Annotated in this window: 23 protein-coding genes; 11 read left to right on the forward strand and 12 right to left on the reverse strand. The window is 59.1% G+C overall.

Going from position 1 to position 24,872, the window contains the following annotated elements; all coding sequences use genetic code 11:
* Positions 1-9: 9 nt before the first annotated feature.
* The 4 genes from AC54XV_RS15245 to AC54XV_RS15260 all read left to right on the forward strand — a co-directional run bounded on the left by AC54XV_RS15245 (position 10) and on the right by AC54XV_RS15260 (position 6,684).
* Positions 10-3,201: an efflux RND transporter permease subunit gene (locus tag AC54XV_RS15245; protein ID WP_011268123.1), complete on the forward strand. Its 3,192-nt coding sequence runs from the start codon at positions 10-12 to the stop codon at positions 3,199-3,201.
* Positions 3,201-4,598: an efflux transporter outer membrane subunit gene (locus AC54XV_RS15250; protein ID WP_054091942.1), complete on the forward strand. Its 1,398-nt coding sequence runs from the start codon at positions 3,201-3,203 to the stop codon at positions 4,596-4,598. Before AC54XV_RS15245 ends, AC54XV_RS15250 begins: the two co-directional genes overlap by 1 nt.
* Before the next feature lie 142 nt (positions 4,599-4,740).
* Positions 4,741-5,835 (forward strand): tetratricopeptide repeat protein, encoded by a 1,095-nt coding sequence (locus AC54XV_RS15255; protein WP_011268125.1) that lies wholly within the window; start codon positions 4,741-4,743, stop codon positions 5,833-5,835.
* Positions 5,836-6,321: 486 nt separating this feature from the next.
* Positions 6,322-6,684: a histone-like nucleoid-structuring protein, MvaT/MvaU family gene (locus AC54XV_RS15260; protein ID WP_002553302.1), complete on the forward strand. Its 363-nt coding sequence runs from the start codon at positions 6,322-6,324 to the stop codon at positions 6,682-6,684.
* A gap of 473 nt (positions 6,685-7,157) precedes the next feature.
* On the opposite strand, the gene AC54XV_RS15265 is transcribed toward AC54XV_RS15260, so the two are convergent.
* The gene (locus tag AC54XV_RS15265; RefSeq protein WP_024660021.1) at positions 7,158-7,766 is read right to left on the reverse strand and encodes a DUF4946 domain-containing protein; all 609 of its coding nucleotides are present in this window, start codon (positions 7,764-7,766) and stop codon (positions 7,158-7,160) included.
* Between the two features lie 100 nt (positions 7,767-7,866).
* Here AC54XV_RS15265 and gloA point away from each other — a divergent pair, with 100 nt between their 5' ends.
* Complete coding sequence (gene gloA / locus AC54XV_RS15270; protein ID WP_003315308.1) at positions 7,867-8,388, forward strand: lactoylglutathione lyase; 522 nt, start codon at positions 7,867-7,869, stop codon at positions 8,386-8,388.
* 93 nt (positions 8,389-8,481) lie between these two features.
* Here gloA and ahpF read toward each other — a convergent pair whose 3' ends face one another.
* The 3 genes from ahpF to AC54XV_RS15285 form a co-directional block, all read right to left on the reverse strand.
* On the reverse strand, positions 8,482-10,044 hold the full coding sequence (ahpF, locus tag AC54XV_RS15275; RefSeq protein ID WP_003315309.1) for an alkyl hydroperoxide reductase subunit F: 1,563 nt from the start codon (positions 10,042-10,044) through the stop codon (positions 8,482-8,484).
* A gap of 148 nt (positions 10,045-10,192) precedes the next feature.
* Entirely contained in the window at positions 10,193-10,756 is a 564-nt protein-coding gene (gene ahpC / locus AC54XV_RS15280; protein WP_002553298.1) for an alkyl hydroperoxide reductase subunit C, read from the reverse strand.
* A 110-nt stretch (positions 10,757-10,866) separates the two neighbouring features.
* Positions 10,867-11,826: a site-specific integrase gene (locus tag AC54XV_RS15285; RefSeq protein WP_011268128.1), complete on the reverse strand. Its 960-nt coding sequence runs from the start codon at positions 11,824-11,826 to the stop codon at positions 10,867-10,869.
* A 177-nt stretch (positions 11,827-12,003) separates the two neighbouring features.
* Between AC54XV_RS15285 and AC54XV_RS15290 the strand changes: the two genes are divergently transcribed.
* Complete coding sequence (locus tag AC54XV_RS15290) at positions 12,004-13,014, forward strand: DNA-binding protein (protein ID WP_060409409.1); 1,011 nt, start codon at positions 12,004-12,006, stop codon at positions 13,012-13,014.
* Between the two features lie 9 nt (positions 13,015-13,023).
* Here AC54XV_RS15290 and AC54XV_RS15295 read toward each other — a convergent pair whose 3' ends face one another.
* From AC54XV_RS15295 to galU, 3 genes are all read right to left on the reverse strand, one after another.
* Entirely contained in the window at positions 13,024-14,298 is a 1,275-nt protein-coding gene (locus AC54XV_RS15295; RefSeq protein ID WP_050594015.1) for a hybrid sensor histidine kinase/response regulator, read from the reverse strand.
* A gap of 92 nt (positions 14,299-14,390) precedes the next feature.
* Complete coding sequence (gene gorA / locus AC54XV_RS15300; protein ID WP_496717019.1) at positions 14,391-15,749, reverse strand: glutathione-disulfide reductase; 1,359 nt, start codon at positions 15,747-15,749, stop codon at positions 14,391-14,393.
* A gap of 101 nt (positions 15,750-15,850) precedes the next feature.
* The gene (galU, locus tag AC54XV_RS15305; RefSeq protein ID WP_003364457.1) at positions 15,851-16,690 is read right to left on the reverse strand and encodes a UTP--glucose-1-phosphate uridylyltransferase GalU; all 840 of its coding nucleotides are present in this window, start codon (positions 16,688-16,690) and stop codon (positions 15,851-15,853) included.
* Positions 16,691-17,062: 372 nt separating this feature from the next.
* Between galU and AC54XV_RS15310 the strand changes: the two genes are divergently transcribed.
* Positions 17,063-17,344, forward strand: coding sequence for a hypothetical protein (locus AC54XV_RS15310; RefSeq protein ID WP_003400694.1), 282 nt, complete (start codon positions 17,063-17,065; stop codon positions 17,342-17,344).
* 55 nt (positions 17,345-17,399) lie between these two features.
* Here AC54XV_RS15310 and AC54XV_RS15315 read toward each other — a convergent pair whose 3' ends face one another.
* Positions 17,400-17,753: a hypothetical protein gene (locus AC54XV_RS15315; RefSeq protein ID WP_003400692.1), complete on the reverse strand. Its 354-nt coding sequence runs from the start codon at positions 17,751-17,753 to the stop codon at positions 17,400-17,402.
* 167 nt (positions 17,754-17,920) lie between these two features.
* Between AC54XV_RS15315 and AC54XV_RS15320 the strand changes: the two genes are divergently transcribed.
* Genes AC54XV_RS15320 through alkB form a run of 3 tightly spaced genes read left to right on the forward strand, consistent with a single transcriptional unit; the run spans position 17,921 to position 19,134 of the window.
* On the forward strand, positions 17,921-18,226 hold the full coding sequence (locus AC54XV_RS15320; protein WP_003364463.1) for a DUF1883 domain-containing protein: 306 nt from the start codon (positions 17,921-17,923) through the stop codon (positions 18,224-18,226).
* Between the two features lie 14 nt (positions 18,227-18,240).
* A complete protein-coding gene (locus AC54XV_RS15325; protein ID WP_003400691.1) occupies positions 18,241-18,423 on the forward strand; it encodes a hypothetical protein in 183 nt (60 codons plus the stop codon).
* A gap of 24 nt (positions 18,424-18,447) precedes the next feature.
* A complete protein-coding gene (gene alkB, locus AC54XV_RS15330; RefSeq protein WP_011268133.1) occupies positions 18,448-19,134 on the forward strand; it encodes a DNA oxidative demethylase AlkB in 687 nt (228 codons plus the stop codon).
* Here alkB and AC54XV_RS15335 read toward each other — a convergent pair whose 3' ends face one another.
* The 4 genes from AC54XV_RS15335 to gnd are packed head-to-tail and all read right to left on the reverse strand — an operon-like array spanning position 19,135 to position 24,312.
* On the reverse strand, positions 19,135-20,952 hold the full coding sequence (locus tag AC54XV_RS15335) for a glycoside hydrolase family 15 protein (RefSeq protein WP_116799689.1): 1,818 nt from the start codon (positions 20,950-20,952) through the stop codon (positions 19,135-19,137).
* Positions 20,953-21,003: 51 nt separating this feature from the next.
* Positions 21,004-21,813 (reverse strand): Cof-type HAD-IIB family hydrolase, encoded by an 810-nt coding sequence (locus tag AC54XV_RS15340; protein ID WP_011268135.1) that lies wholly within the window; start codon positions 21,811-21,813, stop codon positions 21,004-21,006.
* Positions 21,806-23,338 (reverse strand): glucose-6-phosphate dehydrogenase, encoded by a 1,533-nt coding sequence (gene zwf, locus AC54XV_RS15345; RefSeq protein WP_024641511.1) that lies wholly within the window; start codon positions 23,336-23,338, stop codon positions 21,806-21,808. Before zwf ends, AC54XV_RS15340 begins: the two co-directional genes overlap by 8 nt.
* Entirely contained in the window at positions 23,338-24,312 is a 975-nt protein-coding gene (gene gnd / locus AC54XV_RS15350) for a phosphogluconate dehydrogenase (NAD(+)-dependent, decarboxylating) (protein WP_096126521.1), read from the reverse strand. Before gnd ends, zwf begins: the two co-directional genes overlap by 1 nt.
* Before the next feature lie 312 nt (positions 24,313-24,624).
* Between gnd and AC54XV_RS15355 the strand changes: the two genes are divergently transcribed.
* Positions 24,625-24,798 (forward strand): DUF6026 family protein, encoded by a 174-nt coding sequence (locus AC54XV_RS15355; RefSeq protein ID WP_003400675.1) that lies wholly within the window; start codon positions 24,625-24,627, stop codon positions 24,796-24,798.
* Positions 24,799-24,872 lie beyond the last annotated feature (74 nt).

Here is a 24,872-nt window from a genome sequence, read left to right on the forward strand (position 1 = left end):
ACTCGTCCGATGAACTTCTCCAAATTCTTTATTTCACGGCCGATCTTCGCCGCAGTGCTGTCGCTGCTGATCCTGATCGCCGGTGCCATCTCGCTGTTCCAGCTACCGATCAGCGAATACCCGGAAGTCGTTCCGCCAACCGTGGTGGTGCGCGCCAACTTCCCCGGCGCCAACCCCAAGGTGATCGGCGAAACCGTGGCCTCGCCACTGGAACAGGCGATTACCGGTGTCGAAGGCATGCTCTACATGTCCTCGCAGGCCACCGCTGATGGCAAGCTCACCCTCACCATCACCTTCGCACTGGGTACTGACCTGGACAACGCGCAGGTGCAGGTGCAGAACCGCGTGACCCGCAGCGAGCCGAAGCTGCCTGAAGAAGTGACACGCATCGGCATCACGGTGGACAAGGCCTCCCCCGACCTGACCATGGTTGTGCACTTGACCTCGCCGGACAAACGCTACGACATGCTGTACCTGTCCAACTACGCCGTGCTCAACATCAAGGATGAGCTGGCGCGACTGGGCGGCGTCGGTGACGTGCAACTGTTCGGCATGGGCGACTATTCACTGCGGGTCTGGCTTGATCCGAACAAGACCGCCTCACGCAACCTGACCGCCACTGATGTGGTCAATGCGATTCGCGAGCAGAACCGTCAGGTAGCCGCAGGCCAGCTGGGCTCCCCGCCCTCCCCGAATGCCACCAGCTTTCAGATGTCGATCAACACTCAGGGCCGTCTGGTCAGTGAGGAAGAGTTCGAAAACGTGGTCGTGCGCGCCGGTGCCGATGGCGAAATCACTCGCCTCAAGGACATTGCCCGCATCGAGCTGGGTTCCAGCCAGTACGCGTTGCGCTCGCTGCTCAACAACCAGCCTGCGGTCGCGATCCCGATCTTCCAGCGTCCCGGCTCCAACGCCATCGACATCTCCAACGATGTACGGGCACGGATGGCCGAGCTCAAGCAAAGCTTCCCGGAAGGCATGGACTACAGCATCGTCTATGACCCGACGATCTTCGTCCGTGGCTCCATCGAGGCGGTGATTCACACGCTGTTCGAAGCCCTGATTCTGGTAGTGCTGGTCGTCATCCTGTTCCTGCAGACCTGGCGCGCGTCGATCATCCCGCTGGTGGCCGTACCGGTCTCGTTGATCGGCACCTTTGCGGTCATGCATATGTTCGGTTTCTCGCTGAACGCGCTGTCCTTGTTCGGCCTGGTACTGGCGATCGGTATCGTGGTCGACGATGCCATCGTGGTGGTGGAGAACGTCGAACGGAACATCGAACTGGGCCTGGAACCGGTCGCCGCCACGCACAAGGCCATGGCCGAAGTGACGGGGCCGATCATCGCGACGGCGCTGGTGCTGTGCGCCGTGTTCGTGCCTGCGGCATTCATTTCCGGGCTTAGCGGGCAGTTCTATAAGCAGTTCGCGCTGACCATCGCCATCTCGACGGTCATTTCCGCCTTCAACTCGCTGACCCTGTCGCCTGCACTGGCAGCGGTATTGCTCAAAGGTCATGACGCGCCCAAGGATCGCTTCTCGCGGTTCCTCGACAAAATGCTCGGCAGCTGGCTGTTCCGTCCGTTCAACCGTTTTTTCGAGAAAGCCAGCCACGGCTATGTCGGGACGGTCGCCAGGGTCATTCGCAGCAGCGGTATTGCCTTGCTGGTCTACGCGGGCCTGATGGTTTTGACCTGGATGGGCTTTGCCAGCACACCAACCGGTTTCGTACCGAGCCAGGACAAGCAATACCTGGTCGCATTTGCCCAGTTGCCGGACGCCGCAAGCCTGGACCGCACCGAGGATGTCATCAAGCGCATGTCGGAGCTGGCCCTCAAGCAGCCTGGCGTGCAGGATGCGATTGCCTTCCCGGGGCTGTCGATCAACGGCTTCACCAACAGCCCGAATAACGGCGTGGTGTTCGTGACCCTCAAACCGTTCGACGAACGCAAGGACCCGAGCCTCTCGGCCAACGCGATTGCCGGTGCACTAAACGGTCAGTTCGCTTCGATTCAGGAAGCCTACATGGCGATCTTCCCGCCACCACCGGTACAAGGCCTGGGCACCATCGGCGGCTTCCGTCTGCAAATCGAGGACCGTGGCAACCTCGGCTATGACGAGCTGTACAAGGAAACCCAGAACATCATCGCCAAAAGCCGCAGCGTGCCGGAACTGGCCGGACTGTTTACCAGCTACACGGTGAACGTACCGCAAGTCGATGCCGCGATTGACCGCGAGAAAGCCAAGACCCACGGCGTGGCAGTCAGCGATATTTTCGACACCCTGCAGGTGTATCTGGGTTCGCTGTACGCCAACGACTTCAACCGCTTCGGCCGCACCTATCAGGTCAATGTCCAGGCTGAACAGCAGTTCCGTCAGGATGCCGATCAGATCGGTCAGCTCAAGGTGCGCAATAACCTGGGCGAGATGATCCCGCTGGCGACCTTCGTCAAGGTCAGCGATACCGCAGGCCCTGACCGCGTCATGCACTACAACGGCTTCATCACTGCTGAAATCAACGGTGCGGCAGCGCCGGGCTACAGCTCTGGTCAGGCTCAGGCGGCAGTCGAGAAACTGCTTCGCGAGGAACTGCCCACCGGCATGATCTACGAATGGACCGACCTGACCTATCAGCAGATCCTTTCGGGCAATACCGCGCTGTTCGTGTTCCCGCTCTGTGTGCTGCTGGCGTTTCTGGTGCTGGCAGCCCAATACGAAAGCTGGAGCCTGCCGCTGGCGGTGATCCTGATCGTACCGATGACCCTGCTCTCGGCGATTGCCGGGGTGATGATCGCTGGCAGCGACAACAACATCTTCACTCAGATCGGCCTGATCGTACTGGTAGGCCTGGCGTGCAAGAACGCGATTCTGATCGTCGAGTTCGCCAAGGACAAACAGGCCGAAGGGATGAGCCCGCTGGATGCGGTACTGGAAGCCTGCCGCCTGCGTCTGCGTCCGATCCTGATGACCTCGTTCGCCTTCATCATGGGTGTCGTGCCGCTGGTGCTGTCCAGCGGTGCAGGTGCCGAGATGCGCCATGCCATGGGTGTCGCGGTGTTCTCCGGGATGCTGGGGGTCACCTTCTTCGGCCTGCTGCTGACGCCGGTGTTCTACGTGCTTATCCGTAATTACGTCGAACGCCAGGAGGCCCGCAAGGCCGCCAGGGTAAACAGCCAGCAAAACCTGCCTGCGGAGATGCATTGATGAGTGCGTACAAAGTCTTCATCCCGAGCCTGCTGGTCATGGCACTGGCGGCCTGCGCCGTAGGCCCGGACTACCAGGCGCCGGCCACGGCGCCAGCGAAACTGGCCGCCGCCGCCCAGGGCAACTATGACCGCAGCAAAGTGGACAGGGTCTGGTGGCAGCAGTTCGAGGACCCGACCCTCAACAAACTGGTAGCCCGGTCACTGGACGGCAACCGCGATCTGCGCGTCGCCTTCGCCCGGCTCAAGTCGGCGCGCGCCATTCGCGATGACGTCGCCAACGATGTGATGCCAGTGGTGACCAGCCGCGCCAGCAGCGACATCGGCAAGGGTCAGCAACCCGGCATCACCGAGCGCCGGGTCAACAGCGAGCGCTATGACCTGGGCCTGGACATGGCCTGGGAAGTGGACCTGTTCGGGCGTATACAGCGCCAGCTGGAAGCCAGCGATGCCGATCAGGACGCTGCAGAGGCCAACCTCTATCAGCTGCAGGTCACGCTGATTGCCGAGGTGGTCGATGCCTATGGTCAACTGCGCGGCGCACAACTGCGTGAAGCCATTGCCCGCGACAACCTGAAAAATCAGCAGAGTTCTCAGGACGTGACCACGCAATTGCGCGATGCGGGCGTGGGCAACGAGCTGGATGTGGTGCGTGCCGAGGCACGACTGGCCGCCGTCGAGGCGACCGTTCCGCAGTTGCAGGCCGAGCAGGCTCGCCAACGCAATCGCATCGCCACGTTACTGGGCGAGCGTCCGGAAAACCTCAGCGTCGACTTGAGCCCGAGCAAGCTGCCGGCCATCGCCAAGGCCTTGCCGATTGGCGACCCGACGCAAGTGTTGCGCAATCGGCCCGACATCCGCGCAGCCGAGCGACAACTCGCTGCCTCGACCGCCCGTATCGGCGTCGCGACTGCCGATCTGTTCCCAAGGGTCAGCCTGAGCGGGTTTCTGGGCTTTACCGCCGGACGCGGCTCGCAGATCGGTTCGTCAGCGGCCAGAGCCTGGTCGCTAGGCCCCAGCATCACCTGGGCGGCCTTCGATCTGGGCAGTGTCCGGGCGCAGATTCGCAGTGCCGACGCCGACGCAGAAGGCGCACTGGCCAACTATGAGCAGCAGGTGCTGCTCGCGCTGGAAGAGTCGGAGAACGCGTTCAGCGACTACGACAAACGCCAGCAGCGGCTGGTCTCACTGATGCGCCAGAGCGATGCGAGTCGCTCGGCGGCCAGACTGGCCTCGGTGCAGTATCGCGAAGGCACGGCGGACTTTCTGGTCCTGCTGGATGCCGAGCGCGAGCGTCTGGCGGCCGAGGACGCTCAGGCGCAGGCAGAAATCGAGCTGTACCGTGGCATTGTGGCCATCTACAAGGCACTGGGTGGCGGCTGGCAACCTCAGGCCTGAACCTGAAAAGCCGGTAAACCCGCCCCGCGTCCGATCAGGCCGCGGGGCTTTTTTTGCCTGAAATCCGGCTGCATCATGATTGCCGTTTGACAGCTGCCAGCCACTCCCCGAAGCTGCAACCCGTCAAGCATTGGAAATCGATATGCCCAGACTTTCTACCACGGGGTTATCGCCTCAACCCACTTCTCGACGTCGCTGGCTGATCGGCGCAGCGGCTGCAGCGCTGCTGGTGCTTTCGCTGGTTTTCTGGTGGTGGCGCATGCCCGTCCAGACGGCCCCGGCCAAGCTCAGTCATACCTATGCCCAGGCGCTGGAGCAGGCACATGACGGCAAACCCGGTGCCGCGCGCGTGCTGTACCAACAACTGGCGCGGACTGACCTGTCTGACGCACAACGCATCAGCCTGCTCGCCGAACTGAGCGACTACCCCAGCCCCCAGGCCCTCAAGTTGCTCGATGCGGCCTTGAGTAACCCGTCCGCGCAAGTGCGCGAAGCGGCCATCGATGTCAGCGTCAGGCTGGTCTCCAACAGCCAGCGCAGTCTGTTGCTCGGCCCGCTGCTGGATGACGCCGAACAATCCGTCAGGTTTCGCGCCACCGGCGCCCTGCTTGGCCTCTCCCCCGATGAGCTGGGCCTGTACTTTGCCGTTCTGCAGCAAAGTGCCGAGGCGTTTCAGGAATCACTCAAGAGCCAGCCGCAAAACGCCCAAAACCAGCTGCAACTGGCCAGGCTGTATCTGCAGACCGGCGACCTGGAACCTGCGCTCGCGGCCCTACAGCGGGCCACCGCGCTGGACCCGGGCAATATCGAAGCAGCGCTGGCGCACATCGAATTACTGGACCGCAAGGGCCAGGCCGAGCAGGCGCGCGGCCTTTTCGCACAGTTGCTGGAGCACAATCCTGGCTCGTCCCTGCTCCAGCATGCGCTGGGCATGTGGCTGCTGAACCACGGCCAGGCTGAATTCGCCGTGCTCAGCCTGGCCAAGGCCACGGAACTGGCACCCGATAACAATGACTATCGCTATGACCTGGCGGTGGCCCTGCACTCGTTGAACGAGCTCGAAGCGGCACAGCGCCAGTTGACCCAGATCGTTCAGAACCAGCCCGCCAATCGCAAGGCCAGGGTGCTGCTGATCCAGTACTGGAAAGAGAACGGCCAGTTGCAAAACGTGCAGATTCTGCTGGCCGAGCTCGAGCAGCAGAACCCGGATGACCCAGTGCTGCAACAGGGACTGTAGGGTCACAAACGCAACGCTGAGACGGGCGAAAGGCCATCTTTGAAGGGTCTACGCGCCTTTCAGCACGTGGCCTTCAGACATTCCGGCCATTTCCTCACTCAACACTCCTTTTGCCTGTGGGATATTTCTTTTTCTAAGCCCTCCACTCTCTCATGGCACGTTTTCCATCCGTGGGTAATATCGGAAATAACTTACAACACCCCTCAGCCTACAACACGGACATCACCCCCTATATCCAACATCGTTCCCCCATGCCATTTAACGAATTTGAGAAAGGCTATTTTCTAACTGAAAAAAAAAGTGCATCATTTGCGGGCGACTGAGTTATAAATACCCTCTATCTGCACAACGACAAGCCGCAAAGGCCAAGTTTCAGCATAGAAACCGCAGGTATCGGGCACCCTCGAGTGAGCGAATCGACCCATCAGTTTTGTCTCATCGCTTTATAGGGCTGACAACAGCCATTACATTGTTGGAGTATATTAATTGTCCAGACTTGCCGAGTTTCGAGCAGCAGAGAAAGCCCTTCAGGAACAGCTTGCACAGCTGGAATCGTTGAAGAATGACGCCGGATTGAAGAAGGAGATCGAATTCGAGCAAAAGCTCCAGGACCTGATGGGCACCTACGGCAAAAGCCTGCGTGACATCATCGCCATCCTTGACCCTTCGAGTGCCACCTCGCTGGTTGCACCCGCAGGGCCCAAGCGTCGCCGTGCACGCGTGGTCAAGGTGTACCAGAACCCGCACACCGGCGAGCTGATTGAAACCAAGGGCGGCAACCATCGCGGCCTCAAGGCGTGGAAAGAGCAATACGGTGTAGACACTGTTGATTCATGGCTGCGTGCCTGATTGCAAGTTGTCACTTGAAGCCCTGCACGTGCAGGGCTTTTTTATCTCCGGCACTGCAGATGAACACCTGCGCATTGCAGCGCTGCGCTCAGGCGTCATCACACAGTGCCTGCCGGTCCGCGCTGGGAATTCATATACATGATTAGGTGAACTGTCCGGTTCGTATACTTCAATGCACCGGGTAAATGCCGCGGGAATAATGACGCCAATAAATCCGGATTATGCGATTCAGCACACAGTTACAAACCTGAACAGTTGCTGAAGTGTGTAGAGTAATTATTCAGGTCGACAGCATGATGAGATACAGCACTATTTGTTTCTCAATGATTCGGTGCGCTGAACAGCATCGAATGCGCAGCCCAGCGCAGCTTCACACTTTTTTCACATGGACTCTCGGATGATGAAGACCGCTAAAGGAATAGCGCCCCATGCCCGCCTCGGCGGGCTTCTTTTTGTCTGCGAAAAGGCAGATGTCACTGCGTAACGTCCAGACGCAGACTCTCGCGAATACGCAGTGCCTCATCCTTGTTGCTCGCATAGCCGTCTGCCGATCCCGCATAAGACAACGACCAGGCCAGATCCTTGCTGGCGGCCGCGACCAGTGTCTGGGTCAGCACGTGCACACCGTTCTGGGTAATGGTGCAGGTGGTTTCGAGCGCGGGCACCACGCTGAGCCGGCTTTCGCGGACATGCGTGCAGGCGCTCTGCAATCCGCTGCGGGCAAAATTGACCTGAACCGACTTGCGCATTTCCAGCAGAACGCCCTGGACGTTGACCTCATGCCCCGGCGTCAGGCGCGTCTGGGTGAGCTCCATGACCATCAGCGGATTTCCACTTTGATCGTTTTTAACCGCGCGCTGTCTGACCTGCACGGAAGGTTGAACGGGCTCGCCCGACTCGGTCGGTAACGACTCGACCTCCCAGCCTGCGGGCCAGACGATCATTGCATCGGCGGCATGGACCTGGGCAGCGCCCAGCAGCAGGAACAGGCACAGGCTTGGCACGGAGCGTCGGTAGTGCGAAAGGATCATGATCGGGTCGCCAGAACGGTTGACCGGAAATTCTGAGCCTGTTGTCGGCATCGAGCAAGGCCGACGCGACGTTATCCAAGCCGGGTTTGGCACTGCTCGCCCTGCCCCGTATCATTTGGCATTATTTGTACATTCTGTTGGAGACACATTGATGAGCTTGCACGAACTCAACACCCTACCGGGCGTCACAGCCAATCCTGAAGCGGCCACCCGGCAGTTTGTGTTCAACCACACCATGCTGCGCGTCAAGGACATCACCAAATCGCTGGACTTCTACACCCGCGTACTGGGCTTCAGCCTGGTCGAAAAACGAGACTTCCCGGAAGCCGAATTCAGCCTGTACTTCCTGGCGCTGGTCGACAAGGCGCAGATCCCGGAAGACGACGCTGCGCGCAACGAATGGATGAAGTCGATCCCCGGCATTCTAGAGCTGACCCATAACCACGGTACCGAAAGCGATGCCACAGCGTCGTACCACAACGGTAACAGCGACCCGCGCGGCTTTGGCCATATCTGCGTGTCGGTGCCTGACGTGAAAGTCGCCTGCGAGCGATTCGAAAGCCTGGGCGTCGACTTCCAGAAGCGCTTGTCCGACGGCCGCATGAACAGCCTGGCTTTTATCAAGGACCCGGATGGCTACTGGGTAGAGATCATCCAGCCTACACCGCTCTGAGACTGGCGGTGATCGCTCCGGCAAGGAGCGATCAGCCTGAAAAACAAAAAGCCCCGTGATCGCTCACGGGGCTTTTTGTTTACCGCTGTCCGATCAAGCCGGTGCGGAGGTACGGATCAGGTGGTCAAAAGCGCTCAGGGAGGCCTTGGCACCTTCGCCCAGGGCGATGATGATCTGCTTGTACGGGGCGACTGTCACGTCACCGGCAGCGAAGATACCCGGCACCGAAGTTTCTCCACGGGAATCGACCACGATCTCGCCACGCGGCGACAGCTCGATGGCACCTTTGAGCCATTCGCTGTTGGGCAGCAGACCGATCTGCACGAAGATACCTTCGAGCGGCACGGTGATCTCTTCGCCTGTGGTGCGGTTCTTGTAGCGCAGGCCGTTGACCTTCTGCTCATCACCCGTCACTTCAGTGGTTTGCGCACTGGTGATCACGGTCACGTTCGGCAGGCTGTGCAGCTTGCGCTGCAGCACCGCGTCGGCACGCAACTGCACGTCGAACTCCAGCAGTGTCACATGGGACACGATACCGGCCAGGTCGATTGCAGCCTCGACACCCGAGTTACCACCACCGATGACAGCGACGCGCTTGCCTTTGAACAACGGACCGTCGCAGTGCGGGCAATAAGCCACGCCCTTGTTACGGTACTGCTGCTCACCCGGCACATTCATCTCCCTCCAGCGTGCGCCGGTGGCAAGGATCAACGTCTTGGCCTTGAGGCTGGCACCGCTGGCAAACTTCACTTCATGCAACTCGCCGGCTGCGCCAGGGATCAGCTTGTCGGCGCGTTGCAGGTTCATGATGTCGACTTCGTACTGCTTGACGTGTTCTTCAAGCGCCACGGCCAGTTTCGGCCCCTCGGTATGCTGTACCGAGATGAAGTTCTCGATGGCCATGGTGTCGAGCACCTGACCACCGAAACGCTCGGCGGCAACACCGGTGCGGATGCCTTTGCGGGCAGCGTAGACCGCCGCCGCAGAGCCCGCGGGGCCACCGCCCACGACCAGCACATCGAAAGCCTGCTTGGCGTTGAGTTTTTCCGCCTGACGCGCACCGGCACCGGTGTCGATTTTGGCCAGAATCTCTTCCAGGCCCATGCGGCCCTGGCCGAACAATTCACCGTTCAGATAGATGCTCGGTACCGACATGATCTTGCGATCGGTGACTTCGTCCTGGAACAGCGCACCGTCGATAGCGACGTGCTTGATACCAGGGTTCAGTACTGCCATCAGATTCAGTGCCTGGACAACGTCCGGGCAGTTCTGGCAGGACTGCGAGAAATAGGTTTCGAAATGGAATTCGCCCTCAAGCGCGCGAACCTGTTCGATGGTTTCCGCACTGACCTTGGGTGGATAGCCGCCGACTTGCAGCAGCGCCAGGACCAGCGAGGTGAATTCGTGACCCATGGGGATACCGGCAAAACGCAGGCTGATATCGTGGCCAGGGCTGCTCAGCGAGAACGACGGAGTACGTGCGTCGGTGCCGCTGTCATTCAGGGTGACGTCCTTGGAAACGCTGATCACATCATTGAGCAGTGCAAGCATTTCCTGGGACTTCGCGCCGTCATCAAGGGACGCGACGATCTCGATGGGGCGAGTAACCCGCTCCAGATAGGATTTCAACTGGGCTTTAAGATTGGCGTCCAACATGTGGCGGCTTCCTGTTTACAAAGGGTAGAAATAACAACTTTACAAAGGGTAGAAATAACAACGCCCAGGCGATGACCGCCCGGGCGTTTTTTGGGGCGATGCGGTTTACTTGCTCAAGAGCTCAACGCCCCTAGCCGATTCATGCGACTCAGATCTTGCCAACCAGGTCCAGGGACGGAGCCAGAGTAGCTTCGCCTTCTTTCCACTTGGCTGGGCAGACTTCGCCCGGGTGAGCGGCAACGTACTGAGCAGCCTTGATCTTGCGCAGCAGCTCGGAAGCGTCACGGCCAACACCGCCGTCGTTCAGCTCGACGATTTTGATCTGACCTTCAGGGTTGATCACGAAAGTACCGCGATCCGCCAGACCGGCTTCTTCGATCAGTACGTCGAAGTTGCGGGAGATGGTCAGGGTCGGGTCACCGATCATGGTGTACTGGATCTTGCCGATGGCTGGCGAAGTGTTGTGCCATGCAGCGTGAGCGAAGTGGGTGTCAGTCGAGACACTGTAGATCTCAACGCCCAGCTTCTTGAACTCTTCGTAGTTGTCAGCCAGGTCTTCCAGCTCGGTCGGGCATACGAAGGTGAAGTCGGCCGGGTAGAAGAATACGACAGACCACTTGCCTTTGAAGTCAGCGTCCGAGACGTCAACGAAAGCGCCGTTCTTGAATGCGGTAGCCTTGAACGGTTTTACTTGGCTGTTGATGATAGGCATCGGTATATCTCCTGATGGGTTGGATGGGTTGTGAATTCGATGAAGTGAAGCTTACGCATGATCGATGACAATCGCTCATTGGCAAACCTGATGTCACTGATTGCTTTTCACTATGAAGGCAGCTTATTGATAGAAGAAACCTTCGGACCGCTCCCCGCCTCCGATGGGCTCAGGAACGGAGCGGCATCAATGTAGCGCATCGCCGACTTGATGTCCCTCCAGCCTACATAGGACATCAGTGACTTGAGGTCCCAGCCGTTGCTGTGCGCCCAACTGGCGAAGCCACGGCGCAGCGAGTGGCTGGTGTAGTGCTCGGCGGCGATGCCTGCACGCTGGAGGGCCTGACGCAGCAACGGGATGACGCTGTTGGCGTGCAACCCCTCCTCGCTTAGATTACCCCAGCGGTCCACGGCCCGAAACACCGGCCCGCGCACTAGCGCGGCACAGTTGATCCACTCTATATAGGCCTGCACCGGGCACAGCCGCTGCAACGCGGGGGTCTGATAGGTCCGGCCCAGGTTGTCGCGATCACCCTTGCTGCGCGGCAGATAAAGGCTGATTCCCGAGTCGGCGATGGCCTTGACGTCCTGTATTTGCAGGCGGCAAAGCTCGTCGCTGCGAAACCCGCGCCAGAACCCCAGCAGGATCAACGCCGAATCACGTCGACCGCGTAACAGACGCGGCTGGTCGTGTTGCGCCTTCGCCTCGTGTATCTCGATCTCCAGCCAGGCGATGACTTTTTCCAGATCCTGTAGCTGCAATGGCTCGGCCTGCTTTTCCTGCGCAGGATGCAGCGCACGAATGCCCTTGATGACCTTGCGCACCATCGGTGCCTTGGTGGGATCGACAAAACCCTGGCTGACATGCCACTGGGCCAGCGCTGACAAGCGCAGCTTCAGGGTATTGACCGACAGCGTTCCCGCGTGGCTGGCCAGGTAACGCGCCACGCTTTCGCTGGTCGCCGGCAGAAAGCCGCCCCATGTCACCTCGAAATGCTCGATGGCAGCCCGATAGCTGCGGCGCGTGTTGTCGCGGGTCGCCGCCTCGATATAGCGGTCAACGTCATTCATGGCTCAAACCTGCTCGGGTGTACCGGTAGCGACGCGTCAAAAGGAGCTGACAGCGCCTGACACGGGATAATACGCCAATATCCCGCGTTATTTAATTCAAAAAATAGCTAATTATTTCAAAACATATAGTATGTAATTACAGAGTACATACCACAGTACGAAATCGTAGGAGAGAGCATGGCCCGCGGCGGTGTAAACAAGGCATTAGTGCAGAAAGCGAGAGCGTCGCTGCTGTCCCGAGGCGAAAACCCCAGCATTGATGCGGTACGTATCGAAATGGGCAATACCGGCTCGAAAACCACCATCCACCGCTATCTGAAGGAGCTTGAATCCACACACGCCCCGGCACCGGATATCAATGAGGAATTGAGCGACCTAGTCGCGCATCTCGCCCAGAGGCTTCAGCAGCAGGCGCAAGAGCGTATTGATCAGGCGCACGATCAGCACCAGGCCGAACGCGACACCCTCCAGCGGCAACTTGCGGCCACTCAGGAGCAGATCGGTCAACTGGATCGGCACGCACAGCAGCGTGAAGAGGCACTGGAACAGCAGGCTGCCGCCCTGCTCCACACGCAACGCACACTGCAGGATGTACAGACAGAACACGCCAGACTGCTTCAGGCCAATCAGGACCTGGAGGCTCGCCTGCACGACAAGGACGGGCAGATCCACTCCCTGGAAGAAAAGCACCAGCATGCCCGCGACGCGCTGGAGCACTATCGCAACGCGATCAAGGAACAACGCGAGCAGGAGCAGCGACGCCACGAAGGTCAGGTTCAGCAGTTGCAAATGGAACTGCGACAGGCACAACAAGGCCTTGCCATGCACCAGGAAAACATCACACAGCTCAATCGAGACAACGAAAGACTGCTGGCTGAAAATCGCAACACCCTGCGCGAACTGCACAGCCAGACCGACCAGCTGAAGCAGGCCAACACACAGAATGCTGCCTTCGCAGAACAACAGCAGCACGCCCGCACCCAATGCGCCCTGCTGGAAGAACGGTTACGCGGCGCGCAGGACGAAAACGCCGCGCTCAAACAAGGCATGACCGATGCGCAGCAGCAGAGCCGCATGCTGGAACTGTTGCTGACCAAGAAGGAAGCAGCACTGGAGAACCTGCAGATCAGGCTCGATCAGCCGGACAAGCCTAAAGCCACCAGAAAGAAGCCAGCGGACAAGCCATGACCAGAAGCTTCAGGCAACCGCAGCCTTGCCGCATGGCAGCTGCAAATGAACCCGGGTGCCCTGACCTTCAGTGCTTTCTATATGCACGTGCCCGCCACTCTGCCGGGTAAAGCCGTAGACCATCGACAAACCCAGCCCGGTGCCCTGACCTACCGGTTTGGTGGTGAAAAACGGATCGAACACCTGGTCGATAACATCCCGAGCAATGCCGCAGCCGTTATCTTCGACACTGAGCTGTATGTAGTCGCCAGGCAGCAAACCCTCTTTTTGCGCCGCCAGTGTTAACGAGCGACTGCGCACGCACAGCCTCCCTCCGACAGGCACAGCGTCGCGAGCATTGATGACCAGATTCAACAAGGCATTTTCCAGCTGGTGCTCATCAGTGCGCACCGCGCTCAACCCCTCCTCCAGCTCGATCTCCAGATGCGCATGAGCGCCGACCGTGCCTCGCAACAGCTCCTCCATGGAGCGGACCATGCAATTGACGTCCACTACAGTGACGTTGAGCGACTGCCGGCGGGCAAATGTCAGCAGCCTGCGGGTCAGCGCGGCAGCACGGTTCGCCGAGCTCGCTGCCGCATCCAGGTAGCGCGCGACCTCACCGATCCGCCCGGCCGCTACACGCAGCCTGATCATGTCCAGTGCGCCAATCACGCCGGAAAGTACATTGTTGAAGTCATGGGCGATGCCCCCGGTCAACTGACCGATCGCATCCATCTTCTGCGCATGACGCAAGGCCTCCTCAGCCATCGCCCGCTCGGCAATTTCGGCCTGCAGCAACTTATTGGCGGTTTCCAGCTCACGCGTACGCTCGGCGACGCGTAACTCAAGACTCTCGTTGAGTTCGCGCAACGCCTCTTCTGCATTGACCTGAGCGGTGATATCGGTGTGAGTACCCAGCCAGTGGGTGATGTGGCCCCGCGCATCGCGCAGGGGTAACGCGCGCGACAGGAACCAGTTGAACGCACCGTCCTTGCCACGGATCGGGAAGGTATCTTCCCAGATCGAACCGGTGGAAAAGCAGTATTGCAAACGCGCCATCACCCGCTCGCGATGCTCAGGATGCAGAACCGAGCGCCAGCCCAAGGCCGTCATGGCCTCAAGCGAGGCACCGGTGTAGGCATACCAACGCTCGTTGTACCAGTGGACCTGCCCTCGGGGGCTGGCAGTCCAGGCCAATTGGCTCATGTTGTCAGCCAAGGTCCTGAACTGACGCTCGCTTTCACGCAAGGCGTCGATGTACTGCGCGACTTCGCGATCCTGCTCAGCCGAATGCAATGGCATTCTGGCCGGTGGTTGTTCTCTATTCACGTCGGGATCCATCCTCTTCAAGCCTTTACCCCGGAGCTCTTCCTGAACTCCGGGCGCTGCGTGACTTAACGTTTGACAGGCGTGCGCATGGTGACGAACTCTTCTGCTGCGGTCGGGTGCACCCCGATAGTATCGTCGAATACCTGCTTGGTCGCGCCAGCCTTGATGGCAATGGCCAGGCTCTGGACGATTTCGCCAGCATCCGGCCCCACCATATGGCAGCCCAGCACGCGGTCGGTTTTCGCATCGACGACCAGCTTCATCAATGTGCGCTCCTGATCATCGGTCAGGGTCAGCTTCATTGGCCTGAAACGGCTCTCGAAAATCTGCACATCGTGACCGGCCTTGATTGCATCTTCTTCGGTCAGACCGACCGTACCAATGTTCGGCAGACTGAAAACCGCCGTCGGGATGTGATTGTAGTCTACCGGGCGATACTGCTCGGGCTTGAACAGTCGACGCGCGACCGCCATGCCTTCAGCCAGCGCGACCGGGGTCAGCTGCACACCTCCGATGACGTCGCCGATGGCCAGAATGGAAGGCTCGCTGCTCTGGTAATGCTCATCGACCTTGATGTAACCGTGCTCGTCCAGCTTGACGTCGACACTGTCCAGACCGAGGTTGTCGAGCATCGGCCGACGCCCTGTTGCGTAGAACACGTAATCAGTTTCGAGAGTGCCGCCGCCTTTCATGGACAACAGCAGACTGCCGTCGGCCTGCTTGTCGATGCGCTCGATATCGCTGTTGAAGCGAATCGTCATGTCACGCTTGAGCAGCTCTTCGTGGAGATGGGTACGAACACCGCCATCAAAACCACGCAGAAACAGTTCGCGGCGGTAGACCAGCGTGGTATCGGCGCCCAGGCCATTGAAGATCGAAGCGAACTCCACGGCAATGTAGCCACCACCCACGACCACCACGCGCTTTGGCAGCGTCTTGAGGTAAAACGCCTCGTTGGACGTAATGGCATGCTCGCGTCCCGGCACATCAGGCACCTGCGGCCAGCCACCGGTGGCGATCAGAATGCGCTCGACGCTGTAGGTCTGACCGTTGATTTCGACCTGCTGCGGCCCGACGATCTTTGCGTGGCCTTCAAGCAGAGTAACGCCGCTGTCGACCAGCAATTTACGATAGATGCCGTTGAGGCGGGTGATCTCACTGTCCTTGTTGGCAATCAGCGTGGACCAGTCAAAACTGGCCTCGCCCAATGACCAGCCAAAGCCCTTGGCATGATCAAAATCCTCGGAAAAATGCGCTCCGTACACCAGCAACTTCTTGGGAACGCACCCGACGTTGACGCAGGTTCCACCTAAATAACGGCTTTCGGCCACGGCTACCCGCGCACCAAAACCGGCAGCAAAACGTGCTGCCCTGACACCGCCCGAACCGGCGCCAATTACAAACAGATCAAAATCGAAGGCCATTGCTATCTCCTGGGCAGAGTTACAGCATAACCGCACGGCGGCTATTCAGAAATGAAAAAGCCACCCGGAGGTGGCGTTTTCACAGCATCGTCATTCAGGTATCAATGAGCTTTGCCGGTCTTGTAGAAGTGCTCGAAGCAGAAGTTGGTAGCCTGGATGTAACCTTCCGCACCACCGCAGTCAAAACGCTCGCCCTTGAACTTATAGGCGAGTACGTTGCCTTCGGCAGCCTGCTTCATCAAGGCGTCGGTGATCTGAATTTCACCGCCCTTGCCCGGCTCGGTCTGCTCGATTTTCTCGAAGATGTCCGGAGTCAGGATGTAGCGGCCGATGATCGCCAGATTGGACGGCGCATCTTCAGGCTTCGGCTTTTCAACCATGTTGGTCACGCGGAACAGGCCTGGCTTGATCTCTTCGCCAGCGATCACGCCATACTTGTTGGTTTCCTGCGGATCGACTTCCTGGATGGCGATGATCGAGCAGCCATAATGCTTGTGCAGCTTGACCATCTGCGCCAGCACGCCATCACCCTCAGGGTTGACGCACAGGTCATCCGCCAGAACCACGGCGAACGCTTCGTTGCCGATCAGCGGGCGACCGCTGAGAATCGCATGGCCCAGGCCCTTCATTTCGGTCTGACGGGTGTACGAGAAGCTGCATTCGTCGATCAGCTTTCGAATACCGACCAGGTACTTTTCCTTGTCAGTACCCTTGATCTGGTGCTCGAGCTCGTAGCTGATGTCGAAGTGGTCTTCAAGAGCGCGCTTGCCACGACCGGTCACGATGGAAATTTCGGTCAGGCCTGCAGCGAGGGCTTCCTCAACACCGTATTGGATCAGTGGCTTGTTGACCACCGGCAGCATTTCCTTGGGCATGGCCTTGGTCGCTGGCAGGAAGCGAGTGCCGTAACCGGCTGCTGGGAACAAGCATTTCTTGATCATAAAAGTCCTTGGTAAGGGCTGTTGGTGTTAACGGCGCAGTCTAATGATGAGGCAGTCACCTTACAATGCTGCCTTTGGCCGTCCGATGCCATGATAGAGGAATACTCGTACAGATAGTTCCGCACTTTCTGGATATTGCCTGTACATAAATGCAGCGCAGAACACCATTAAACGACCCTCAGGGCCAGCACAGCAGGCTCGGAATGCCTTTCCGGACGGCTGCAGCATTTACATCAGGCTTCGTGAATGGCAAGGCGGCGACAAGCGGGAAGCAGGCAGTTTATGATGCAAAACATGGCGGAACGATGGCACCTATTACCAGTCCAACGCTCGCATTTGTTAATTCCCTGGCCTTATCTCGAAGCGAAAAACATGATCAGAATTTTGTCCATTATTGCTGTGCTGGGCCTTACCGGCTGCGCAACCGCCTCCAACACCTACCTGAAAAACGGCAAACAGGGCTTGAGCATCGACTGCTCCGGCGAGGCGATGTCCTGGGCAAGCTGCTACGAAAAAGCGGATGCGTCCTGCGCAGGCACAGGCTATGAAATTGTTGGCACAGATGGCACCCCACAGCCTGCCGAAAGCGACAAGACGCTGGGCGTGGACGTTGGCAACTACAAAAGCCGCAGCGTGCTGGTGGTCTGCAAATAATCAGGTCTGCCGCCCTGCCCACCGCGGGCAGGGCCAGCTGGCCGAGCCTGACCGATCAGCCTGAAATGCACGCTTCGGCAGCGTTCTGCACATCCCTGAAACGGATGGGCACATTGGCAAGTCGTTCGTAGACCTTGATCGTACTTCCGCCCGAGCGGCTCTCGATATCCACTACTGCTGCGGGTGACTTGCTGAGTTTCTGCGCGACGATGACCCGCAGGCCGTCATGGCGAGGCTCGATCAGAGGCGGCTTGCGACTGCTGCTGATCTTGCCAGCGAAGCAATCGGCGTATTCCTGAGGATTCTTGCCCGACATCACGTTCATGGTGGGGGGTGTATGCTCAATGTCGTTCACTGTGGCACAGCCAGTGATTGCCAGAGCCAGGACTACTACAGCAGCCAGTTTCATACAAAGCCTCCAAATAAAGGTCCTACGACAAGCCTCAACGCAATTAAATCCCGACTGAGGCATTTTTTCCCGGAAACACGGCAAATTAATACTCACCGACGTCAAATTGCGGGCGTCGCATGCTATCGTTTTGATTTTTCAGAAAAACCCCCATTTCGGAGCCCGTCATGAAATTCGTACACCAGCGTGAGCATCTCAACGAGGACGATCTTGTCGTCATCGAGTGCTCTCAGACCTGCAATATTCGCCTGATGAACGATGCGAATTTTCGCAGTTTCAAAAATGGTGGTCGGCACACCTATCATGGCGGTGCGTTTGACAGATTTCCGGCCAAGATCGCCGCGCCAAGCACCGGTTTCTGGAACATCACCATCGATACCGCAGGGCGCAAGGCAGATACCAATGCCGGACGCAAACTGCCCTTTACTCACAAGATCAAGATCGTCCGGCGCTCGACCTCTCGCCTGGGATGATGCAAGGAGTCACCGTGAACAATCCAGCCCCGCGCACGACCAAATTTGCTGTCAGCTACAAGCTCAATGGCGAACGCCGCTTCGAATTCGCCCAGCTGCAATCGGCATCCACCGAAGAAGCCGAGGCCGCCTTGAAGAAGATGCACGGCGAGAGCAACGACCTTATTACCGAGGTCAAGGTCAGCAAGGCTCTCTGATACTTACCGGAGCTCGATCCGATCATGCAACGCAAAGGTGACACTCCCGCCACTCTGGACCTGTTCGCGGACCAGACGGCCCAGCCTCGCAGCGATGAGCGGATCGGGCCCGGGTCATGGCTGTTCAGAGGCTTTGCACTGCCGGCCATGCCGCAGCTGCTGCCTGCCCTTGAAGAGACACTGGGCCTCTCCCCGTTCCGGCACATGCAGACCCCCAGCGGTCTGAGCATGTCTGCAGCACTGAGCAGTTGCGGACAACTGGGCTGGATAACCGACCGCCACGGTTACCGGTACAGCGCGACCGACCCACAAACAGGACAGGCCTGGCCGACGATGCCGGACGTATTCATGCAGCTGGCGCAGGATGCCGCACTGGCAGCCGGCTATGCCGGGTTCGTGCCTGATGCCTGCCTGATCAATCGCTATATTCCGGGCGCCAAGATGTCCCTGCATCAGGACCGAGACGAATACGACCATCGCTGGCCAGTGGTCTCCGTATCACTGGGCATACCGGCCATCTTTCAGTTCGGCGGCCTGCTGCGCGGCGACAAGACTCAACGCATCTCCCTGTTTCATGGCGACGTGGTGGTCTGGGGTGGCGAGGACAGATTGCGTTTCCACGGCATTTTGCCCATCAAGCAGGCCGAGCATCCGCAGCTGGGTGAGCAACGGATCAACCTGACCTTCCGCAAGGCTGGCCGCGACAGCTGATCAGGCCTCTTCAAGCACACCGGAAGTACGGGCCAGCGCCGGGCATACTGCCCGGTGCAGGTTCAGTGCAGTATTGATGATGCCGATGTGGCTGAACGCCTGAGGGAAATTGCCCAGCATGCGCCCACCCTTCGGATCGTACTGCTCGGCCAGCAGGCCAACGTCATTGCACAAACCGCACAACCGTTCGAACAGCTGCGCGGCATCATCAGCCCGGCCGAGCAAGACATAGGCATCGGCCAGCCAGAACGAACAGACCAGAAACGTCCCTTCACGACCGGCAACACCATCGACACTGCGCTCGTTGTCGTAACGCAACAGCAGACCATCCTGCATCAGCGTGCGCTCGATCTGTGCGACGGTGCCGATAACGCGTGGGTCTTCCGGCGCGAGAAAACCGGTCAGCACAATCTGCAGCAGGCTCGCGTCCACCTCTGTCGAGCCATAGGTCTGCACGAAACTGCCAAGCTCGGCATCGAAACCGTGGCGACAGACATCGGCATGAATTTCGTCCGCCACCTTCCGGTAATGCGTCGCCAGCGCACGATCCTCATCGCTCTCGGCAGCCTGGGCGATCTGCGTAGCGTTACGGTCAAAGGCCACCCAGGCCATGACTTTCGAATGGGTAAAGTGGCGCGGCTCGGAGCGTATCTCCCAGATGCCCGCATCCGGCAGGTGCCAGATCTTCTCCAGATAAGGCATGACCACCTTTGAAATCGCCACGCTGCGCGGATGCTGCGCCATACCGCCGCGCAGCGCCTGGATCATCGCATCGGCCACTTCGCCATAGACATCCAGTTGAACCTGCGTCGCCGCACCATTGCCGACACGCACCGGCAGCGAGTGTTCGTAGCCACTCAGCCAGGGCAACTCGTATTCCTGCAGACGCCGCTCGCCGCCTACGCCGTACATGATCTGGATCTGTTCCGGGTTACCGGCAACCGAGCGCAGCAACCAGTCCCGCCAGGCCTGAGCTTCCTCGAAATAGCCCAGATTCATGAACGCCAGAAGGGTCATGGTGGCGTCGCGCAACCAGCAATAGCGGTAATCCCAATTGCGCTCGCCACCCAACTGTTCGGGCAATGAGGTGGTCACGGCCGCAACGATGCCGCCAGTAGGCGCATAGGTCATGGCTTTGAGCGTAATCAGCGAGCGCTTTACCTGCGCCGTCCACGGCCCGACGTCAGGGCAGCGATCAGAAAACTCGCGCCAATAGGCTGCGGTGGTGTCCAAGGCCTGGTCGGCATCGATCTGATCGAGCAAGGGCGCAAAGGATGCCTGATAGGCCAGCGTGAAGACCTTGCGCTCGCCTTCATCGACGTGAAAACGGCTGGCCGTGTGATGATCCTGTGGATGCAGGGCCACGGGGCTGCGCAAAACCAGCATTTCCGGCCCGGCGACTGCCGTCAGCGTATGAGCATCCTTGCGCTCGACCCAGGGCACACTGCTGCCGTAATCGAAACGGATGGCAAGATCCACAGCGAATTCGACCCGACCGGACAGCCCGACCACCATGCGCACCACGTGGCCGGAGGTCTTCATGGGCATGAAATCGATCAGCATGGCGCGACCGTCACGGGTTTCGAAAACCGTTTCGAGAATCAGCGTGCCGTCGCGATAACGACGCTCGACAGCGATAACCTCGGCGGTTGGCGCGATCTTCCAGCGGCCGTGCTCATCACCGCCCAGCAGCGCGGCGAAACAGGCCGTCGAGTCGAAGCGGGGGAAACACAACCAGTCCAGCGAACCATCACGGGCGACCAGCGCCGCCGTCTCGCAGTTGCCCAGCAATGCGTAGTCTTCGATCAGTGCAGCCATTCAGAAATGCCCGTCGTGATGATGATTCGTTAACGTGGGAACACCGTTCGGTCAGGCGCTCAGAATGTAACGCTCGATGGCGTTGGCCACTCCGTCCTGCTCATTGCTATCAGTAACATGATCAGCCTGTCCCTTGACTGTCTGCTCGCCCTGCCCCATGGCAATCGACAAGCCTGCCTTGTGGAACATCGCCACGTCGTTACCGCCGTCGCCTATGGCCGCCGTACGCGACAGGTCGACGCCCAGATAGTCCGCCAGCGCGACCAGAGCGGAACCCTTGTTGGCCTCCAGCGCAGTCACATCCAGGTAGTATTTTTGCGAACGGGCCGCCAGCGCGAGCCCTTCGATCTGCGGATTGAGCTGCGCCTCAAGGGTCTTGAGCAACTCGAAATCGGCGCTGGCCGCGACGATCTTGTCGACGCGATCCAGATACGGCTCGAAACTCTCGACCTGAACATAGCCATAGCCCAGTGCACGGAGCTCATGATCGACGTAATCGGCGTGAGGATCGAGCAGCAGCCACTGATCATCGGCAAACACCCAGATGGCAACGTTCTGCCCGGCAAACAACTCCAGACAAATGCGAACGGCGCGCGGGTCAATGCGATGAGCAACCAGCAGGCTGCCATCAGGATGGGTGATGGTGCCGCCATTGAACGCCACGGTGGGCAGATCCACACTCAACGCTTCGATTACCTGGCGCATGGCCCTGGGCGGGCGACTGCTGGCCAGCGTGAAGTGAACGCCGGCATTACGCAGGCGCTTGACGGCGTCGATATTGGCTTGGCTAAGGCTGTGATCACGGCGCAGTAACGTGCCGTCGATGTCGGACAACAGGAACTGTACAGGCAGTTCAGACATTCAATTCTCTCCATTCCCGACCGTCACGACTCAGCAGCTCTTCACCCGCTTGCGGGCCATCCTTGCCAGCCTCGTAAAGCTGCACTTGCGGCTGCGCGGCCCAGGCATCGAGGAACGGCTGCACGGCACGCCAGCCGTTCTCGATGTTGTCGGCACGCTGGAAGAGCGTCTGATCACCGGTCAGGCAGTCATAAATGAGGGTTTCGTACCCGGTAGAGGGCTGCATCTCGAAGAAATCCTTGTAGGCGAAGCCCAACGCGATATCTTCCATCTCCAGTTTCGGGCCTGGACGCTTGGCAAACAGGTCGAACCACATGCCTTCGTTAGGCTGGATCTGGATCCGCAGGTAGTTGGGCTTGAGCCGGTCGACCTCGGTATCGCGGAACTGCGCGTACGGAGCAGGCTTGAAGCAAATGGCGATTTCGGTGCTGCGTGCGCTCATACGCTTGCCGGTGCGCAGGTAGAACGGCACACCCACCCAGCGCCAGTTGTCGACCATGACCTTCAGTGCAACGTAGGTCTCGGTGCTGCTGTCCGGCTCCACGCGATCTTCCTGACGATAACCGACGACCTGCCTGTCGCCCATCACGCCCTTCGCGTACTGGCCACGCACCGAATTGGCCAGGGCTTCCTCCTGGCTCCAGGGCCGGATCGCGCCGACCACCTTGGCTTTCTCACCGCGAACGGCATCGGCACCGAAAGCGGCAGGCGGCTCCATCGCCACCATCGCCAGCAGCTGGAACAGGTGATTGGGCACCATGTCACGCAAGGCACCGGTGTGCTCGTAAAAGCTGCCACGGGTTTCAACGCCTACGGTTTCCGCCGCCGTGATCTGTACGTGATCGATGTAGTGATTGTTCCAGAACGACTCGAACAGGCCATTGGAGAAACGGCTGACCAGAATGTTCTGCACCGTCTCCTTGCCCAGGTAATGGTCGATCCGGTAAATCTGCTTCTCGCTCATGACCTTGAGCAGGCAGCCATTGAGCTCGACCGCACTGGCCAGATCGGAGCCGAACGGCTTTTCGATCACGACACGACGAAACGCGTCTTCGGTTTCCTGCAACAAACCTGACGAGCCCAGGCGCTGGGCGACCTCACTGAAAAACCGCGGCGCGGTGGCCAGATAGAACACCGCGTTCGCGGTGCCGGTGCTCTCGATCTTGCTGGCGATGTCCTGATAGGTGGAATCGTCGAGGAAGTCGCCCTGCACGTAACTGATGCGCTCGGCCAGCTTGCTCCACAACGCAGGATCGAGCGGATCCTTGCCGCCGCCGGCAACCTTGCCGGCGGCTTCATCACGAATGAAGTTCTCGAGCTTTTTCGCAAAATCGGCATCGCTGATCGCATTGTGATCGACGCCGACAATATGCAGCCCTTCATCCACCAGACCGTCGCGTGACAGGTTGTAAAGCGCCGGCATCAACAGGCGCTTGACCAGGTCGCCATGGGCACCGAACAGAAACAGCGTCGTGGGTGGGGCTACCTCGGTTTTTTGCTCGGCACTGCCACGCGACAGGCCCATTACTTGGGTTCCTTGTGGCCACCAAATCCAAAGCGCATGGCGGACAGCATCTTGTCTGCGTACGAGCTTGTCTGGCGGGAACGGAAACGCGCAAACAGGGCGCTGGACAGCACAGGAACCGGAACCGCCTGCTCGATGGCCGCTTCGATGGTCCAGCGACCCTCACCGCTGTCGGCAACCGAACCGGAGAATGCATCCAGGTGAGGGTCGGTGGCCAGGGCGTCGGCGGTCAGGTCCAGCAGCCAGGACGACACCACACTGCCACGACGCCAGACTTCGGCAATATCCGCCGTGTTCAGGTCGAAACGCTGCTCAGGCGGCAGGAGTTCGGAGTTTTTCTGCTTGAGAAGATCGAAGCCTTCGGCGAACGCCTGCATCATTCCGTATTCGATGCCGTTGTGGATCATCTTCACGAAATGCCCGGAACCCGCAGGGCCGGAGTGGATATAGCCACGTTCGGCGCGATCATCGGTCGAGGTGCGGTCACGGGTGCGCTCGATCGAGCCAAGACCCGGAGCCAATGTCGCGAACAGCGGATCGAGGCGCTCGACAACGGCGGCCTCGCCTCCGATCATCATGCAGTAGCCACGTTCGAGACCCCAGACGCCGCCTGATGTGCCGACATCGACGTAATGCAGGCCCTTTTCAGTCAATTCCTGAGCGCGCCGGATGTCGTCCTTGTAGAAGGTATTCCCGCCATCGATGATCACGTCATCGGCGTCGAGCAACTGGCTGAGGGTCTGAATGGTGTCTTCGGTCGGCGCACCGGCCGGGAGCATTACCCAGACAGCACGGGGCCTGGCGAGCGCACCGACCAGTTCCTTCAGATCTGCGACCGCAGTCGAACCGTCATTGGCCAGGGCGTTGCGCGATGCTTCATCACGGTCGTACACCACAGTCGTATGACCATTCAGCATCAGACGGCGTGCGATGTTGCCGCCCATACGGCCCAGTCCAATAATCCCAAGTTGCATGAAGGTGCTCCTTAAATCGTAAAAAGGTGCCTCGTTTGCCGTCCAGCGCATCGACGGTTGCGAGCATGCTGATTAGTCAAGCGAGGCGGAACGTCGGTTCCCTTGGAGAAGATGAAGACGCGAGCGCCCCCCTGTGGTGCATTTTGTCGCGATTAATAAACATTCGCGACAATTAAAAATAAAAAAGTTCCAAAATCACGCAAAAGAAATCAAAATCGATGCCGATAGAGAGGGTAAGCAGCGGCGGTCAGGGATTGAAAGTCATTGCCACGGACCTCTCTGAGGTTGAATCCGCCATTTGCGAGGTGAGCAATGGGCACTGTACTACCAGCACTTGCACCACAAACCCTGTACGTCACTATCCGTCGTGATGAACTGCGCACATTAAAAGAAGAGCGCGAGCAGTTGCAGAAAAAAGTGGCTCATTTGAGCTCGATGCTGCAGCAATCGCAGTTATCCGCCCCCGGCAAGATGCTTCAAGCCTGACCGCAACTGTATCATTCTTCAAAACGCCTCAGGGCAAGTCCGATAATCCGGCTTGCCCACCTGACCTGCCCTTC

The sequence above is a fragment of the Pseudomonas fragariae (ex Marin et al. 2024) genome (assembly GCF_059621105.1).